Consider the following 15,753-nt stretch of genomic DNA (forward strand, 5'->3'; position numbering starts at 1 on the left):
GCGGGAGGTACGGGTGCGGGCGGGCGGGGTCAGGCCAGGCTCTCGGCCGGGGTCTCCTTGACGGCCGCCGCCCGCGGGGCGCGTTCGAAGCCGAGTGCGACCAGGATCAGGGCGACGATCCCTCCGGTGGCGACCAGCACGGCGGTGCGCAGACCGTCCGTGGTGGCGGTGCGGAACGCCTCGCCGGTCAGCCCGGAGGTGCCGGCGTTGGCGATCGCGACCAGGACGCCCAGCCCGACCGCGCTGCCGACCTGCTGGCCGGTGGAGACGATGCCGGAGGCGATGCCCTGCTCGTAGGGGTGCACCCCGGTCGCGGAGGCGGAGAACATCGTGGTGAAGATGACGCCCTGGCACAGGCTGAGCACGACCAGACCGGGCAGCAGCGAGACGTAGGAGCCGTCCGGTTCCATCGCGAACGCCATCACGGTGGTGCCGAGCGCGCCGAGGACGAAGGACGCGACCAGGGTGGTGCGGGCGCCGAACCGGGTGGCGAGCCGGCCGCCCAGCATGGAGCCGAGGAAGCCGCAGGCCATCGGGATCAGGAAGGCCACGCCGGTTCGCAGCGCGCTGTACTCGTGCACGGTCTGGAAGTAGACGGTCAGGAAGTACAGCAGGGTGCCGAAGGAGGCCATGAAGAGGAAGGTCGTGACCACGCCGGTGGAGAGGTTGCGGTTGCGGAAGAGCCGCAGCGGCATCAGCGGGTCGGCGGTGCGGGCCTCGATCGCCAGGAACGCGGCGACCAGGGCGAGGCCCAGGACGGCGGTGGTCAGCACCAGCGGCGAGGTCCAGCCGGAGGCGGGTGCCTGGACGAGGGTGAAGACGACCAGGGTGGCGCCGGTGGTGGCGGTCAGCGCGCCGGGCAGGTCGAAGGAGCGGCCCTGCTCGCGGGGCCCGTCGGCGCGGATCAGCCGGGGGGCGAGCAGGGCGGCGCCGCCGGCGAGCGGCACGTTGACGTAGAAGACCGCCTCCCAGCCGAAGGCGGAGGTCAGCACGCCGCCGGCCAGCGAGCCGATGATCATGCCGCTGGCGCCGGCCGCGGCCCAGACCGAGAGCGCCCGGTTGCGTTCGCGGCCCTCGGCGAAGCTGGTGACCACCAGGGCGAGGGTGGCGGGGAAGAGGAAGGCGCCGCCGAGCCCCTGGAGGGCGCGGGCCGCGATCAGCAGCCCCTGGGTCGTGGCCAGTCCGCCGATCAGCGAGGAGCCGGCGTACAGCAGCAGCCCGAGGACGAACATCCGGCGGCGTCCGAACAGGTCGGAGGCGCGGCCGCCGAAGAGCAGGAAGCCGCCGAAGGCGACCGCGTAGGCGCTGACCACCCACTGGAGGTTCTGGGCGGAGAAGCCGAGGCCGCTGCCGATCTCGGGGAGTGCCACGTAGACGATGTTGTAGTCGACCGAGACGATCAACTGGGCGAACGCCAGCAGGGCCAGGAGGAGACCCGAATGACGCGGCCCGGACGCATGGTCGGCGCCGGCGGACGGGGGCATGGGGGGCGGCCTTTCGGGGACGGGGGCGCGGCGGACGGGGCGTCACGGACCGTGCCGGGGAGCTGTCTTGGGTACGGCTGTGGACGGGGCTGTGGTCGGGGCTGTCGTGGGCGGGGCGTCACAGGTCGGGTCGCAGGACGACCCGGCGGCCGTTCAGCCCGCCCTTCTCCAGCCGCCGGTGGGTCTCGGCGGCGGCGTCGAGCGGGAGGTTCTCCAGGGCGCGCGCTCGCAGCCGACCGGCGGCGAGCAGGCGGTTGATGGTGCCGGCGGCTTCGGCGAGCTCGTCGGTGCGGGCGTGCGAGATGACGAACCCGCGGATCGAGCCGTCCTTCATGTACAGCTGTCCGGCGGGCAGTTCGGGGCGTGAGCGGGCGCCGGCGAGCAGCACGATCCGGCCGCGCGGGGCGAGCAGGTCGACGGCGGTGGCGAGGTCGTTGGTGCCGGAGGTGTCGAGGTGGACGTCGACGCCGCCCGGGCAGGCGGCGCGGATCCGGTCGGTCAGGTCGGGTGCGCGGTAGTCGAGGACCTCGGTGGCGCCGAGGTCCCGGCAGTGGTCGGCGTCGGCCGCGCTCGCGGTGGCGACCACCCGGGCGCCGGCCTCGGCGGCCAGGACGACCAGGGCGCCGCCCACGTTGCCGCCCCCACCGGCCACCAGGACGGTTTCGCCGGCCCGGAGCCCGCCGTGGGCGAACAGCGCGAGGTGGGCGGTGGCGGCCGGGTGGACCACGGCGACGGCGCCGGGCCCGTCCACGCCCGGGGGCAGGTGGTAGAGCCGGTCGGCGGGGACGACGGCCTGTTCGGCCGTCGGGCCCTGCCGGCCGCCGTGCCCGAGGCTGTTGGACCAGACCCGGTCACCGGGGGCGAAGCCGGGGGCTCCCGGGCCCGCCTCCGCGACGGTGCCCACGAGGTCCCGCCCGATCACGAAGGGGAAGGGCAGCGGGGTGCGGAAGAGCCCCGAGCGGACGAAGGTGTCGACCGGGTTGACCGAGACCGCGGCCACGTCGACCAGGACATCGGTGGGCCCGGGGACCGGCCGGGGCACCTCGCCGTAGCGGATGTCCGTGGCCGGTCCGTGCTGGGTGATGAACGCTGCGTACATGGGGCCGATCCTCCGGGAGGGACGGCCGGGCTGCGGCGGATCGCGGCATCGTTCGTCAACTCCTCTGGCTCGGAAGGAAAGGCGGAGCGGACCGGAGTGTCCCCCGACCTGACATAGATGCTACACCGATCGGTGCAATCTCTCATCTGCACCGAGTAGTTTACTTGGGTCTCGGGTCGGACCGGCGCCATCGGTCCGCTCCACAGGCTCGACACCCTCAAGGACGGAACCATGGCCACCGACCGACTCCTCGCCCAGCCGGGACCGACACCGGACGGCGGGAGCGGACAGCAGTCGCAGCGCCCCTTCACCAGCCGTCTGCCGTCGCTGACCGGCCTGCGCTTCCCCGCCGCCCTTGCGGTCTTCGCGTACCACGCGGCCCTGCCCATCCCCACCCTGCGGCTCTTCGCCGACGACAGCACCGAGTTCCGCTTCGTCGACATCGCCGACCAGGCGGGCGGTCTCGGCGTCGCGTTCTTCTTCGTGCTCAGCGGCTTCGTGCTCACCTGGTCGGCCCGCGCCGACGACACGGTCACCGGGTTCTGGCGGCGAAGACTGGTCAAGATCGTCCCGAACTACGTGGTCGCCTGGGCGCTGGCCATGGTGCTGTTCGCGAGCACCTACACCCCGGCCCGGACCGCGATCGTCAACCTGTTGATGCTCCAGGTCTGGATACCCGACTTCAACACCTACTTCAGCGTCGACCCGCCGAGCTGGTCGCTGGGCGCCGAGGCGTTCTTCTACCTCTCGTTCCCCTTCCTGCACCGGGTGTTCCGGGCCATCCGCCCCGAGCGGCTGGTGTTCTGGATCACCGGCGCGGTCGCCGCCGTCGTCGCCACCCCCGCCGTCGCCTACCTGCTGCTGCCCGACACCCCGGGTGTCCCCGGCGGGTACGAGGGCTCGGTCTCGCAGTACTGGTTCAGCTACGTGCTGCCGCCGGTGCGGATGCTGGACTTCGCGCTCGGCATGCTGGTCGCCCACGCGGTGCGCAGCGGTCGCTGGCGCAACATCGGGATGGTCTGGTCCGGCCTGCTGCTGGTGGCCGGCTACGTCGCCACCCACTACGTGCCCTACCTGTACGCGCAGCGGGCCGTCCTGGTCGTCCCGATCGCGCTGCTCATCGCGGCCGCCGCGATCGCCGACAACGAGGGGCGGTTCACGATCTTCCGCAACCGGGCGATGACCTGGCTGGGGGAGATCTCCTTCGCCTTCTACCTGCTGCACTTCATCGTGCTGACCGAGCTGCGCGACCTGCTCGGCACCCGGATGTACTCCACCGTGGAGGGTGTCGGCCTGCTCCTCTTCGCCATCGCGGCGACCGTCCTGGTCTCCTGGGTGCTGTACCGGCTGGTCGAGGCCCCGATCACCCGGCGCTTCTCCTCCCCGCGCCGCAACCGACCCGCCGTCCGGAACGACTGACAGGCCGCCCGTCGCCCGTCCGTCGACCCGTCAGGCCGTCCGTTAGTCCGTTCGTCAGACCGTCAAGAAAGCGAGCCGTTCCCATGGGCAAGATCCTCGTCACCGGGGCGACCGGCCAGGTCGGCGCCGAGGTGCTGGCGCAGCTGCTGGCCGCCGGCGCCGACGTCCGGGCCGGTGCCCGGACCCCGGAGAAGCTGGCGTCGACCACCACGGCCGAGACCGCCGTGCTCGACCTGACCGACCCGGAGACCTACGGACCGGCGCTGGCCGGCGTCGAGAAGGTCTTCCTCTACGCGGTGCCGCAGGGCACCGAGGGCTTCCTCGCGGCGGCCAAGGAGGCCGGCGTCCGGCACGTCGTGGTGCTCTCCTCGCAGACCGTGGTGGACGCCTTCCCGGTGCAGCGGCCGATCGTCGAGATGCACCGGACGGTCGAGGCGGCCGTGGTCGCCTCGGGCATCCCCCACACCTTCCTGCGGCCGCACAACTTCGCCACCAACATCCTGATGTGGGGGTGGCCGGAGTCGATCCGGGCCGAGGGGCGGATCCGCTTCCCGTACCCCGAGTCGCACAGCGACGCGATCCACGAGAAGGACATCGCCGCGGTCGCCGTGGTCGCGCTGACCCAGCCCGGCCACGAGAACCAGGCCCACTTCCTCAGCGGTCCGGCGTCGGTCACCCAGCGGGAGCAGCTGGCGACCCTCGCCGAGGTGCTCGGCCGGCCGCTGGAGTTCGAGGAGCTGACCGACGCCGAGGCGCGCGAGGCGCTCTCCCCGATCGTGCCGGTCTGGGTGATGGACGCGGTCGTCGGCTACTGGGCCGGCTCCGACGGCGTCCCCACCGAGCTGTCCGACACGGTGGAGAAGCTCACCGGCCGACCCGCCCGGACCTTCGCCGACTGGGCCCGGGACCACGCCTCGGACTTCACCGCCTGACCCCGTCCGGCCGGGTGGCGCCCTCGCGGGCGCACCCGGCCGGTGCCGGTCCGGCGCGCCGGATTCCGCTCCCGCCGCACCGGTGGGACGGACCCCGGTGGCCGGGCCACCACCGAGAGCGCCGGACGGGTGGGCAGCGCACCTTAGCGGGAGGGAGCGCGGCGCCTAGCGTGAGGACGGCGCAGCCATCCGCGCATTCGAGGGGGATCAATGAGCGGTCTCGCCCTGGGCGCCGTGGGCGCCCCAGCCCACAGCGTTCCACTGCACGGCGTTCCACTGCACGGTGTTCCACTGCACGGCCTTCCGGCCCACGGCGTTCCGGTACAGGGGGTACCGGCCCGCAGTACCGCGGCCCACGGCGTTCCGGCGGTGCGGGAGCTGCCGGGCCTCGACGCCTCGCACGACGTCCTGCTCCGGGAGCTGTGCGCCGTGCTGTTCGCCTCCCTGCCCCGCAGCGACCAGCGGCAGAAGGGCGCCCAGTACCTCCGCGGCCTGCTCGGCGCGCGCGGGCGCAAGTCGATCCGGAACATCGCCACCGTCGTCGGCGGCCAGGCCGCCGAACAGAGCCTGCACCACTTCATCACCAGCTCCACCTGGGACTGGGGACCGGTCCGTCAGGCGCTGGCCCAGCACCTGGCCCGGATCGCCCCGCCGCAGGCGTACGTGCTGCGGCCGATGGTGATCCCGAAGGCCGGTGACCACTCGGTGGGCGTGGACCGCCGGTTCATCCCGGCGCTCGGCCAGGTCCTCAACGCCCAGCAGGCGGTGGGGGTATGGGCCGCCTCGGACAGCTTCAGCGGCCCGCTCAACTGGCGCCTGCACCTGCCGCAGGCCTGGCTGGACAACGAGCCGCGGCGCAGCCAGGCGCTGATCCCGGACGAGGTGGACGCGGAGACCCTCGGCGACTGCGCGCTGGAGGCGGTGATCGGCCTGCCGGCCCGCTGGGGCCTGCCCGTCCGCCCGGTGGTGGCGGACGCCCGGGACGCGGACGGGATGCGGATGGTGCGCCGGCTGCGGGCCGAGCGGCTGCCGATGCTGGTCCGGGTCGGCGGCTCGTTCCCGCTGCTGCCGGTGGGGCCGGTGCTGACCGGCCTCCCGGCCGGCCCGGGCCCCGCCCACCAGTTGATGTCGGCGGCCCGGGAGCTGCGCCGGCCGGTGGTCTGGTCGGGTCCGGCCGGCGGGCTGCGCAACGGTCTGGTGGCCACGGTCCCGGTCCGGCTGCCCGGGCGCGGTGCCCGGTCGGGCGGGCGGGACCGGCGGGGCGGCGGGGAACTGCTGCTGCTCGGGGTGGGCGCGGCCGGGCGGCGCTGGCCGGCCGAGCTCTGGCTCACCGATCTGGTGGACCTGCCGACCGCGGCGCTGGTCCGGCTGGCCCGGCTGACCGACCGGGTGGGCCGGGACTTCGCCCGGACCGCCGACCGGGTCGGGGTGCGGGACTTCGCGGGGCGGTCGTTCAGCGGATGGCACCGGCACATCACCCTGGCCTCGGCGGCCCACGCGGTGGCGGTGCTGGCCCGGGGAGACGACCGGCGGGCGTGACGGAGGCCCGGGTGGACGGTGTCGGGGCCGTCCGTGCGCGCGGAGCGTCAGGACGGCGGTCCGGGGCGGTCCTTGCGGACCGCGCGGTCCAGCAGGACGCGACGCACCCGGCAGAGCTTGAGCGCCAGCTGGATCTCGAAGGCCCGCTCGGGTTTCTGCCAGTCCGGGCCGAGCAGTTCGCCGATCCGGTCCAGCCGCCGGGCCACCGTGTTGGGGTGGACGTGCAGCTGCTGCGCGGCGTGGGTCGGGCTGTTGCCGGTCTCGAAGTACGCCTGGAGCGTGCGGGTCAGCTCGGTGAGCCGCTGCCGGTCGTAGTCGAGGACCGGCCCGACGGCGGACTCGATGAATCCCTCGATGTCATGGTTGTCTGCCAACAGTACGCCCACGAAGCCGAGTTCACGCACAGAGGCGGCGCGGCCGACTGCGCCGAGCGAGGTCATCGCGTCCAGGCAGCGCAGCGCCTCCTGGTAGCCGTGGAACACCGAGGTCGGATCGGAGACCGGACCGGCCGCGCTGACCGTCACCGGGATGCCGAGCAGCGGGGTCAGCTCGTCGGAGACGGCGCGGGCGGCCGTCCCCGGGTCGCTGCCCGGCAGCAGCAGGACGGCCCGGCCGTTGTGGACGCGTTTCAGCCCGCTCATCCGGTGGGCGTACAGGTTGGCCCAGGTGGCGGCCTTGCCCTGGGCCTCGCCCTCGGGCCGGGCGACCACCAGGACGTGCGCGGTGGAGAGGTCGATGCCCAGGCGGCGCGCGCGCAGCGCGAGCTGCTGCGGCGGTCGCTGCGGGCTGGCCAGCAGCTCGTCGAGGAGCTCGTCCCGGACCTGGCCGGCCGGGCCGGTGTGCCCGGCCGCCCGGCCGCTCTCCAGCAGCAGTGCGACCGCCACCGCCTGCGCCAGGCCCTGGCAGGACTCCGCGGCCAGGTCGGCCCGTCCGTCGGCCGGCCGGGCGAGCAGGGTGCCCAGGTCGGTCGAGCCGGCGCAGACCGGGGCGGCCCAGAGCGGACCGGCGAGCCGGACCGGCCGGCCGGCGGCGTGGGTGTCCAGTGCGGTGGCGACCACGGTGGGCTCGTCCAGCTCGGGCAGGTCGCCGAACGAGGCGACCACCGTGCCGTCGGTGGCGTACACCCGCAGGCCGAGGTCCAGACGGCGCCCGGCGTCCCGGACCAGGGCGTGCGGGTCGCCGCCCGAGAGCGCGAGGTCGACCAGGGCGCGGTGCACCGCGGCGAGTTCGCCGGCGGTGCGGTCCGGTTCCGGTACGGGGGCCGGGCGGGAGGCCTCCTCCAGCAGCCGGGCCTTCTCGACCGCCACCCCGGCGAGGTCGCCGAGCGCGGCCATGAGGGAGATCTCGTCGGCGGTGAAGCGGCGGACCGTGCGCTCGGCGACGTACAGCACACCGAACGGGTGGGCGCGGTGGCCGAGCGGGACGGCCATCACGGCGTGCAGGCCCTCGGCGCGGATCGTCTCGTCGATCGCGGGGCTGTGCCGGATCCGCTCGTCGAGCAGGTAGTCCGGGGTCCAGAAGGGCGCAGGGTCGGCCAGGACACCGGCGCCCAGGCCGAAGCCGTCGGGCAGGGGCAGGCCGACCGCGAGCGCCCCGGTCGGGCCGTCGGTGGTGCGGATCCTGACCTGTCCGTGCTCCTCGTCGGTGGTGGTCAGGCAGGCCACGTCGGCGCCCAGCAGCAGCCGGGCCCGGCGCGTGATCACCGTCAGCAGGCCGTCCAGGTCGTACGGAAGCGCCAGGTCGCGGGCGGTGTCGGCGAGCGCGGCCAGCCCGGCCTCGCGCCGGCGGCGGCGCTGTGACTGTGTGCGTATGGAGAGACCGAGCTGTTCGATCCGGCCCAGCGCCTCCCGTTCACGGGGCGACTCACAACTCTTCCGGGCCTGCTCGACCAGCTCCGCCAGCTGGGCGGCGGGCGCCTCACTGGCCAGCAACTCCAGGACGTTGAACGCGATTGAGTCGGCCGACCGTCGCGTCATGACCTTCCCTCCCCCCAGGCCCTCCTGAGCAGAAGGAGTGCGTGACGGCCTGCAAATCGGAAGGTATGCGGGGGCGGATGTTCCCGTCAAGCACAGGTCCGGGCCGGTCGCCGGGCCACCGGTGCGGGTTCGGGCGCTCCCGGCGCCGCCAAGGTGATGGTTCGTCAAAGATCCTCAACTGCCACGGAGTCGGGCGGGTTCGCTGTCTCCCGGCAGGTCGGCCGGGCGGGCCAGCCGGGTGGCGGCCGAGGCGTGCAGGCGGAGCCAGTGGTCGACCAGCCGCGGGACGCTCTCCTCCTCCAGCCGTCGCACCACCGCGCAGTAGTCGATACCGAGCCGTCCCAGCCGGTCGAGCACCGCCTGGGCCGCCTCGTGCCGGCCCATCAGGGTGTCGCCGTCGAGGCGGAGCTTGCGGACGGCCTCGTCCAGCACCGGGCGGGTCATCGCGTGCGCGGTGCCCCAGGAGACCAGGCCGGCCACGTACCGGGCCTGCGCGGCGGCGGCGCCGGCCAGCGCGGCGTCGGTCCACAGCAGGCGCTGCGGCCGGGCGCCGGAGGCGCGCAGGGTGCGCCAGCGGCCGTCGCCGAGCCGCTCCTCGTACGCCCGGTACATCAGTCGGGCCGCCGCCTGGGCGGTCAGGCCGCGCAGGGCGAGGGCGTCCTGGGTGCCGATCGCGGTCAGCCTGCGGTCGATCTCCAGGTCGACCCGGCCGACCGGCAGCGAGGCCACCGAGGCGATCGCCGCCAGCGGCCGGCCGGCCGCCAGCGCCTGCTCCAGCCCGTCGAAGTAGGCGTCCACCACCTGCCCGTAGCGGTGCACCGAGAACAGCCCGGTCGCGTGCACGCCGAGGCCGAGACCGACGCAGTCGCGGATCGCGCCCAGGCCCTCGGGGGTGGCCGGGATCTTCACCAGCAGATTGGGCCGGTCCACCGCGCGGGCCAGCTCGACGGCCTCGGCGGTGGTCGCCGCCGGATCGTGCGCCAGCCTCGGGTCGAGGTCCGCCGAGACCAGGCCGTCGTGGCCGTGGGCGGTGCGGAAGACGTCCAGGAACTGGTCGCAGACCAGCCGCAGGTCCTGCACCGACGCGGCCCACACCGAGCCCTCCGGCGACACGTCGTGCCCGGCCAGCCGGGCCAACTGCTCGCCGTAGACCGGGTCCCGGCGCAGTCGTCCGGCCAGCAGCGCGGGGTTGGTGGTGGCGCCGCGCAGCCCGGTCTCGTCGATCAGCCGGCCGAGCAGGCCCGAGGTGGCCAGGCCGCGGTGGATCCCGTCCAGCCAGGGGGAGACGCCTTCGGCGATCAGCGGCCGCAGGTCTCGTCGACGGGGTGGGGCGGCCGGCGGTTTCTTCACTGCGGGATCACTGCTCCTCGGCTCTGCGGCGGCCCGAAAACGGTGCCGGGCACCGAGGATAGGGAGCAATTCGTGCCCGGAAAAGTGACTGCTCCGGTCAATGTCAGGTCGGGTCGAACGGGACATCTGATGAGTATTCGACGGAGTGCGACGCCACCTGACGAAGTGCCGGTAACTCCGTTGGCCGACCTGCTGTCCACCGTCAAGGATCAGCTGAACGCGTCCCCGTCCCTGAGGAGTTCGCCGTCATGACCACCATTGCCGTCGTCTACTACTCGTCGACCGGAAATGTCGCCAGGCTGGCCGAGGCGGCGGCCTCCGCCGCCGAGAAGGCCGGTGCCGAGGTGCGGCTGCGCCGGATCGCGGACCTGCCCGACGACACCTACGTGCCCGGGACCGAGGACGCCGCGCGGGAGCTGCGGGAACGCACCGCGGACGTCCCCGTGGTCGACCTCGCGGACCTGGCGTGGGCGGACGGCATCCTGATCGGGAGCCCGGTGCGGTTCGGCCTGCCGGCCGCGCCGGTCCTGCGGTTCATCGACTCCACCGCGCCCCTGTCGATCCCGGGCGGGCTGGCCGACAAGGCCGTCTCGGCGTTCACCTCGGGTTCGGCGCCGCGCGGCGGCCACGAGACCACGATCCTCGCGCTGCACAACGCGTTCTGCCACTGGGGCTCGCTGATCCTGGCCACCGGATCCACCGACCCGGTGCTGTTCCGGCCCAACAACGGCAACCCCTACGGCGCCAGCGCGGTCTCCCGGAACGTGCCCGGACAGGTCCACGAGGAGAACATCGCCGCGGTCGAGTACCAGGCCCGGCGCGTGGTCCGGGTCGCCGGTGTGGTCCGGGGCCTCGACACGCCCTAGGGCCGAGGGCCTGCCGCAGTCGCCTGCCGCAGGCCGGCCCCCAACCCGTGATGGAGATGTCAGTGGACAACCTGCTCGTGGGCCAGCTCGCCGGCCGCCCCGCCAGACAGCAGCCGGACTGGCCGAATTCCGTCGAACTCGATTCTGTCAAAAAGGAGTTGGCCGAAAGGCCCGCCCTCGTGTCGGCCGCCGACGTGCACCGGCTGCGCGCCCTGCTCGGCCAGGTCGCCGAGGGCCGTGCACAGGTGCTCCAGGCCGGGGACTGCGCCGAGGACCCCCAGGAGTGCACCGCGGGGGACGTCGCCCGCAAGGCCGGCCTGCTGGACGCGCTGGCCGGCCTCCTGAAGATCACCACCCACCGTCCGGTGGTCCGGATCGGCCGGATCGCGGGCCAGTTCGCCAAGCCCCGCTCGCACCCCACCGAACTCTGCGACGGCGTCGAACTACCCGTCTACCGGGGCCACATGGTCAACGGCCCGGAGCCCGATCCGGCCCAGCGCACCCCGGACCCGCGCCGCCTGCTGACCGGCTACGACGCCGCCCGGCAGACCATGGTCCACCTCGGCCGGCTCGCCCCCGGCGAACCCTCCGCGGCCTGCCCGCCGGTGTGGACCAGCCACGAGGCGCTGCTGCTCGACTACGAACTGCCGCTGCTCCGCCGCGACGACGAGGGCCGGCCGCTGCTCGCCTCCACGCACTTCCCGTGGATCGGCGAACGCACGCGCCAGCCCGACGGCGCCCACGTCGCGCTGCTCGCCCGGGTGGTCAACCCGGTCGGCTGCAAGGTCGGCCCGACCACGACCCCGGACGAGCTGCTCCGGCTCTGCGCCCTGCTCGACCCCGGCCGCGAACCCGGCCGGCTCACCCTGATCGCCCGGCTGGGCGCCGACCGCGTCGCCGGGGTCCTCCCCGGGCTGGTCCGGGCCGTGCGGGCCGCCGGCCACCCGGTGGTCTGGCTGACCGACCCGATGCACGGCAACACCTTCAGCCGGCCCGACGGCCTCAAGACCCGTCTGGTGGAGACCGTCGTCCGCGAGGTCGAGGCCTTCCAGCAGGCGGTCCGTGCCGAGGGCGGCACCGCCGGGGGCCTGCACCTGGAGACCACGCCCGACGACGTGACCGAGTGCGCCGACGACGAGACCGGGCTCGGCCGGGTCGGCGACAAGTACACGAGCTTCTGCGATCCGCGGCTCAACCCCGGCCAGGCCATCGCCGTGGTGGCCGCCTGGCGGGCCTGACCCGGGCACGGCAACGGGCCCCGCCCCGTTCCGTCCGGCCCGCCCCGTCCGGCCCGCCCGCCCCGCACCACTGTCCGGCACCACCTGTCCCGAACGACCTGCCCCGCAGCTGTTCCGCAGCAGCTGTCCCGCACCACCCGATCCGGTGCGGACCCGACCCGGGTCCGTCCCGTCCGACCGTGCACAACCCCCAACCCACACTGCCGGCCCGCACCCCCGGGCCGACCCCAGGGAGGTCTGGCACATGCAGAACAAGGTGGCACTCATCACCGGCGCGGCCGGCGGCATCGGCGCCGCCGTGGCCCGGGCCCTGGCCGCTCGCGGCGTCCTCGTCGCCGCCGTCGACCGGGACGCCGGTCGACTCGCCGAGCTGGCCGGCAAACTGACCGCCGAGGGCCTCACCGTCGTGGCGATCCCCGCCGACGTCACCGACAGCGCCTCCGTCGAGGAGGCCGTCGACACGGCCGAACGGAGGCTCGGCCCGCTCGACTACCTGGTCAACACCGCCGGTGTGCTCCGGCTCGGCGAGGTCCGCGACTTCACCGACGAGGACTGGCACAGCACCTTCTCGGTCAACACCGACGGCGTCTTCCGGGTCTCCCGCGCCGTGGTCAACCGGATGATCCCGCGCCGGAGCGGCGCGATCGTCACGGTGGCCTCCAACGCCGCCACCACCCCGCGCAGCGAGATGGCCGCCTACGCGGCCTCCAAGGCCGCGGCGACCCTCTTCACCAAGAGCCTCGGCCTGGAGGTCGCCCGGTACGGCATCCGCTGCAACCTGGTGGCGCCGGGCTCCACCGACACCCCGATGCTCAGCTCCATGTGGCACGACGAGAGCGGCCGTGCCGGCACCCTGGAGGGCCGGCCGGACGCGTACCGGGTCGGCATCCCGCTCGGCAAGCTCGCCGAGCCGGAGGACGTCGCGCACGCCGTCGTCTTCCTGCTCTCCGACGAGGCCGGCCACATCACCCTGCACGACCTCACGGTGGACGGGGGTGCCGGGCTCGGTGCGTAATGGCCTCCCCACTCCGGCGCGGCGGCCGGGCCTCCCGGCGATCGCCCCCTACCCGCTGCCCACCGCGGCCGACCTGCCCGCCAACACGGCCGGCTGGACGCTCGATCCGGACCGCGCGGTCCTGCTCGTGCACGACATGCAGCGCTACTTCCTCGCGCCGTTCGGCGAGGACGGCCCGCTGCTCGCCAACGCCGTCCGGCTCCGGGACTGGGCCCGCGCGCACGACGTGCCGGTGGCCTACACCGCGCAGCCGGGCGGCATGACCCCCGAACAGCGCGGCCTGCTGGCCGACTTCTGGGGCCCGGGGATGCAGGCCGCCCCCGCGGACCGGGAGATCGTCGACCGGCTCGCCCCGGGACCGGCCGACTGGCTGGTCACCAAGTGGCGGTACAGCGCCTTCTTCAACAACGACCTGCTGGCGCGGCTGCGGGCCGCCGGCCGGGACCAACTGGTGCTCTGCGGCGTGTACGCGCACGTCGGGGTGCTGATGACGGCCGTCGAGGCGTTCACCAACGACATCCAGACCTTCCTGGTGGCCGACGCGGTGGCCGACTTCACGGCCGAGGACCACCGGATGGCCCTGGAGTACGCGGCCCGGCGCTGCGCCGTGGTGCTGACCGCGGACGCGGTGACCGGGGACGCGGTGACGGGTGGCCCGTCATCCGCGGACCGGACCTCCGTGGACCCGTCGAGCCCGGACCCGTCGAACCCGGACCCGTCGACGGCCGGGGCGGTGACCCGATGAGCGAGCTGCTGGACCGGGTGCTGGCCGAGCACCCGCCGGCCTTCGCGCTGCTGCACCGCCCGGAGGCGACCGGGCCGGGCCTGGTCGACCTGCTGGTCGGCGAGGTCTCCGAACCGGCCACCCTGGCGGACCTCCCGCTGCCCGCCGACCCAGCCGACCCCGCCCTCCGTGCCGGACCGGCCGGGGCCGGGGCCGCGGAGACTGCGGGGAAGCGCCACGAAGTGCTGGCGCTGGTCCCCTACCGGCAGATCGCCGAGCGCGGCTTCGAGGCGCCCGACGACGGCACCCCACTGCTCGCGCTGACCGTCACCGAGCAGGCCGTCCTGCCGCTCGCCGAACTGTTCGCCCGCCTCCCCGACGTGCCGATCACGCTGGCCGGCGGTCGTTTCGACGCCGACGACGAGGAGTACGCGGAGACCGTCCGCCGGGTGATCGGCGAGGAGATCGGGGAGGGGACGGGCGCCAACTTCGTGGTCAAGCGCTCGTTCGTCGCCGAGATCACCGGCTACACCCCGGCCGCCGCACTCACCCTGTTCCGCCGGCTGCTCCAGCGGGAGACCGGCGCCTACTGGACCTTCGCGGTGCACACCGGGGAGCGGACGCTGGTCGGCGCCACCCCCGAGCGACACATCAGCGTGCACGGCGGGCGGGCGGTGATGAACCCGATCAGCGGCACCTACCGGTACCCGGAGCGGGGCCCCGACCTCGACGGCCTGATGGACTTCCTGGCCGACCGCAAGGAGGCCGAGGAGCTCTTCATGGTGGTCGACGAGGAGCTCAAGATGATGGCCCGGATCTGCACGACGGGCGGCCGGGTGGTCGGCCCGTACCTGAAGGAGATGGCCCGGCTCGCGCACACCGAGTACTTCATCGAGGGCCGGACCGACCGGGACCCGCGCGAGGTGCTGCGCGAGACGCTGTTCGCGCCGACGGTGACCGGGAGCCCGCTGGAGTCCGCCGCCCGGGTGATCGCCAAGTACGAACCGGGGGGCCGGGGTTACTACAGCGGAGTGGTCGCCCTGATCGGCCGTGACGCGGAGGGCGCTCGGGCGCTGGACTCGGGCATCCTGATCCGCACCGCCGACATCGACGCGGCCGGCCGGCTGCGGATCGGCGTCGGCGCGACACTGGTCCGCCACTCCGACCCGGACTCCGAGGTGGCCGAGACCAGGGCCAAGGCGGCCGGGCTGCTCGCCGCGCTGGAGGACGGCGGCCGGGGCCGGTTCGGCGCGCATCCGAGCGTCCGGCAGGCGCTGGCCGGGCGTAACCGCACGCTGGCCGGGTTCTGGCTCGCCGACGACGGCGAGGGGTCCTTCGAGCGCTCCGTCGAGCGGTCCTTCGCCCGCGCCGAGCGGTCCTTCTCCCGCGCCGAGCTGGCCGGCCGCCGGGTGCTGGTGGTGGACGCCGAGGACACCTTCACCGCGATGATCGACCACCAGCTGCGGGCGCTCGGCCTCGACGTCGACGTCCGGCGGTTCGACCGGCCGTACGCGCCGGACGGGGTCGACCTGGTGGTGCTGGGCCCCGGGCCCGGCGACCCGCGGGACACCGCCCACCCGAAGATCGCCCATCTCCGCTCCCGGGTGAAGGAGTTCCTCGCCGAGCGGCGGCCGTTCCTGGCGGTCTGCCTGAGCCACCAGGTGCTCTGCGCGGAACTCGGGCTGCCGCTGGTCCGCCGGGAGACGCCCAACCAGGGCGTCCAGCGGGAGATCGACCTCTTCGGCGCCGGTGAGCGGGTCGGCTTCTACAACACCTTCGCCGCCTCCTGGACCGGGGGAACGGGGCCGGAGGGGGCGTTCACCGTGCCCGGCGGCGCCGTCCGGGTCGCCCGGGACGCCGCCACCGGGGAGGTGCACGCGCTGCGCGGCCCGCACTTCGCCTCGGTGCAGTTCCACGCCGAGTCGGTGCTCACCCGCGACGGCGTGCGGATCATCGGCGACCTGATCGCCCACGTGCTGGGCGGCCCGTCCGCCCCGTCCGCCCCGCCCGTCCCGGCCGATCCGGGGTCCGTCCTGCGGGCCGGAACCGGCTCCTACGGCCCGTCCATTCCCGGCGCCTGACGATGCGTCGGAGCCCGGTGTCCGATCCGA

At 74.3% G+C, this 15,753-nt stretch carries 12 protein-coding genes; 8 read left to right on the forward strand and 4 right to left on the reverse strand.

Annotated elements, in window-relative coordinates; genetic code table 11:
* Positions 1-29: 29 nt before the first annotated feature.
* Together ABZY91_RS07445 and ABZY91_RS07450 are read right to left on the reverse strand one after the other, a co-directional pair.
* Entirely contained in the window at positions 30-1,484 is a 1,455-nt protein-coding gene (locus tag ABZY91_RS07445; protein ID WP_355400518.1) for an MFS transporter, read from the reverse strand.
* A gap of 118 nt (positions 1,485-1,602) precedes the next feature.
* The gene (locus ABZY91_RS07450; protein WP_355400520.1) at positions 1,603-2,583 is read right to left on the reverse strand and encodes an NADPH:quinone reductase; all 981 of its coding nucleotides are present in this window, start codon (positions 2,581-2,583) and stop codon (positions 1,603-1,605) included.
* 231 nt (positions 2,584-2,814) lie between these two features.
* On the opposite strand from ABZY91_RS07450, the gene ABZY91_RS07455 reads away from it, so the two are divergent.
* The 3 genes from ABZY91_RS07455 (at position 2,815) to ABZY91_RS07465 (ending at position 6,473) form a co-directional block, all read left to right on the forward strand.
* Complete coding sequence (locus tag ABZY91_RS07455; protein ID WP_355400522.1) at positions 2,815-4,002, forward strand: acyltransferase; 1,188 nt, start codon at positions 2,815-2,817, stop codon at positions 4,000-4,002.
* Between the two features lie 83 nt (positions 4,003-4,085).
* A complete protein-coding gene (locus ABZY91_RS07460; RefSeq protein WP_329884562.1) occupies positions 4,086-4,934 on the forward strand; it encodes an NAD(P)H-binding protein in 849 nt (282 codons plus the stop codon).
* A 369-nt stretch (positions 4,935-5,303) separates the two neighbouring features.
* A complete protein-coding gene (locus tag ABZY91_RS07465) occupies positions 5,304-6,473 on the forward strand; it encodes a transposase (RefSeq protein ID WP_355400524.1) in 1,170 nt (389 codons plus the stop codon).
* Between the two features lie 47 nt (positions 6,474-6,520).
* On the opposite strand, the gene ABZY91_RS07470 is transcribed toward ABZY91_RS07465, so the two are convergent.
* Entirely contained in the window at positions 6,521-8,449 is a 1,929-nt protein-coding gene (locus ABZY91_RS07470; RefSeq protein WP_355400526.1) for a helix-turn-helix domain-containing protein, read from the reverse strand.
* Positions 8,450-8,623: 174 nt separating this feature from the next.
* Entirely contained in the window at positions 8,624-9,799 is a 1,176-nt protein-coding gene (locus tag ABZY91_RS07475) for a transaldolase family protein (RefSeq protein WP_329884557.1), read from the reverse strand.
* Between the two features lie 248 nt (positions 9,800-10,047).
* Between ABZY91_RS07475 and ABZY91_RS07480 the strand changes: the two genes are divergently transcribed.
* From ABZY91_RS07480 to ABZY91_RS07500, 5 genes are all read left to right on the forward strand, one after another.
* Positions 10,048-10,665, forward strand: coding sequence for an NAD(P)H-dependent oxidoreductase (locus ABZY91_RS07480; RefSeq protein WP_329949100.1), 618 nt, complete (start codon positions 10,048-10,050; stop codon positions 10,663-10,665).
* 56 nt (positions 10,666-10,721) lie between these two features.
* Positions 10,722-11,903: a 3-deoxy-7-phosphoheptulonate synthase gene (locus ABZY91_RS07485; RefSeq protein WP_355400528.1), complete on the forward strand. Its 1,182-nt coding sequence runs from the start codon at positions 10,722-10,724 to the stop codon at positions 11,901-11,903.
* 244 nt (positions 11,904-12,147) lie between these two features.
* The gene (locus ABZY91_RS07490) at positions 12,148-12,918 is read left to right on the forward strand and encodes a 2,3-dihydro-2,3-dihydroxybenzoate dehydrogenase (RefSeq protein WP_355400530.1); all 771 of its coding nucleotides are present in this window, start codon (positions 12,148-12,150) and stop codon (positions 12,916-12,918) included.
* The gene (locus ABZY91_RS07495) at positions 12,911-13,663 is read left to right on the forward strand and encodes an isochorismatase family protein (protein ID WP_355400532.1); all 753 of its coding nucleotides are present in this window, start codon (positions 12,911-12,913) and stop codon (positions 13,661-13,663) included. Before ABZY91_RS07490 ends, ABZY91_RS07495 begins: the two co-directional genes overlap by 8 nt.
* Positions 13,660-15,723, forward strand: coding sequence for an anthranilate synthase family protein (locus ABZY91_RS07500; protein ID WP_355400534.1), 2,064 nt, complete (start codon positions 13,660-13,662; stop codon positions 15,721-15,723). Before ABZY91_RS07495 ends, ABZY91_RS07500 begins: the two co-directional genes overlap by 4 nt.
* Positions 15,724-15,753 lie beyond the last annotated feature (30 nt).

Source organism: Kitasatospora sp. NPDC002965, from assembly GCF_040611255.1.
GTDB lineage: Bacteria > Actinomycetota > Actinomycetes > Streptomycetales > Streptomycetaceae > Kitasatospora.

What these genes read in the sequence shown, in the direction of transcription:
- ABZY91_RS07450 (WP_355400520.1), bottom strand. Translation starts at nt 2,583, where the DNA reads ATGTACGCAGCGTTCATCACCCAGCACGGACCGGCCACGGACATCCGC.
- ABZY91_RS07500 (WP_355400534.1), top strand. Translation starts at nt 13,660, where the DNA reads ATGAGCGAGCTGCTGGACCGGGTGCTGGCCGAGCACCCGCCGGCCTTC.
- ABZY91_RS07470 (WP_355400526.1), bottom strand. Translation starts at nt 8,449, where the DNA reads ATGACGCGACGGTCGGCCGACTCAATCGCGTTCAACGTCCTGGAGTTG.
- ABZY91_RS07460 (WP_329884562.1), top strand. Translation starts at nt 4,086, where the DNA reads ATGGGCAAGATCCTCGTCACCGGGGCGACCGGCCAGGTCGGCGCCGAG.
- ABZY91_RS07480 (WP_329949100.1), top strand. Translation starts at nt 10,048, where the DNA reads ATGACCACCATTGCCGTCGTCTACTACTCGTCGACCGGAAATGTCGCC.
- ABZY91_RS07485 (WP_355400528.1), top strand. Translation starts at nt 10,722, where the DNA reads ATGTCAGTGGACAACCTGCTCGTGGGCCAGCTCGCCGGCCGCCCCGCC.
- ABZY91_RS07445 (WP_355400518.1), bottom strand. Translation starts at nt 1,484, where the DNA reads ATGCCCCCGTCCGCCGGCGCCGACCATGCGTCCGGGCCGCGTCATTCG.
- ABZY91_RS07490 (WP_355400530.1), top strand. Translation starts at nt 12,148, where the DNA reads ATGCAGAACAAGGTGGCACTCATCACCGGCGCGGCCGGCGGCATCGGC.
- ABZY91_RS07455 (WP_355400522.1), top strand. Translation starts at nt 2,815, where the DNA reads ATGGCCACCGACCGACTCCTCGCCCAGCCGGGACCGACACCGGACGGC.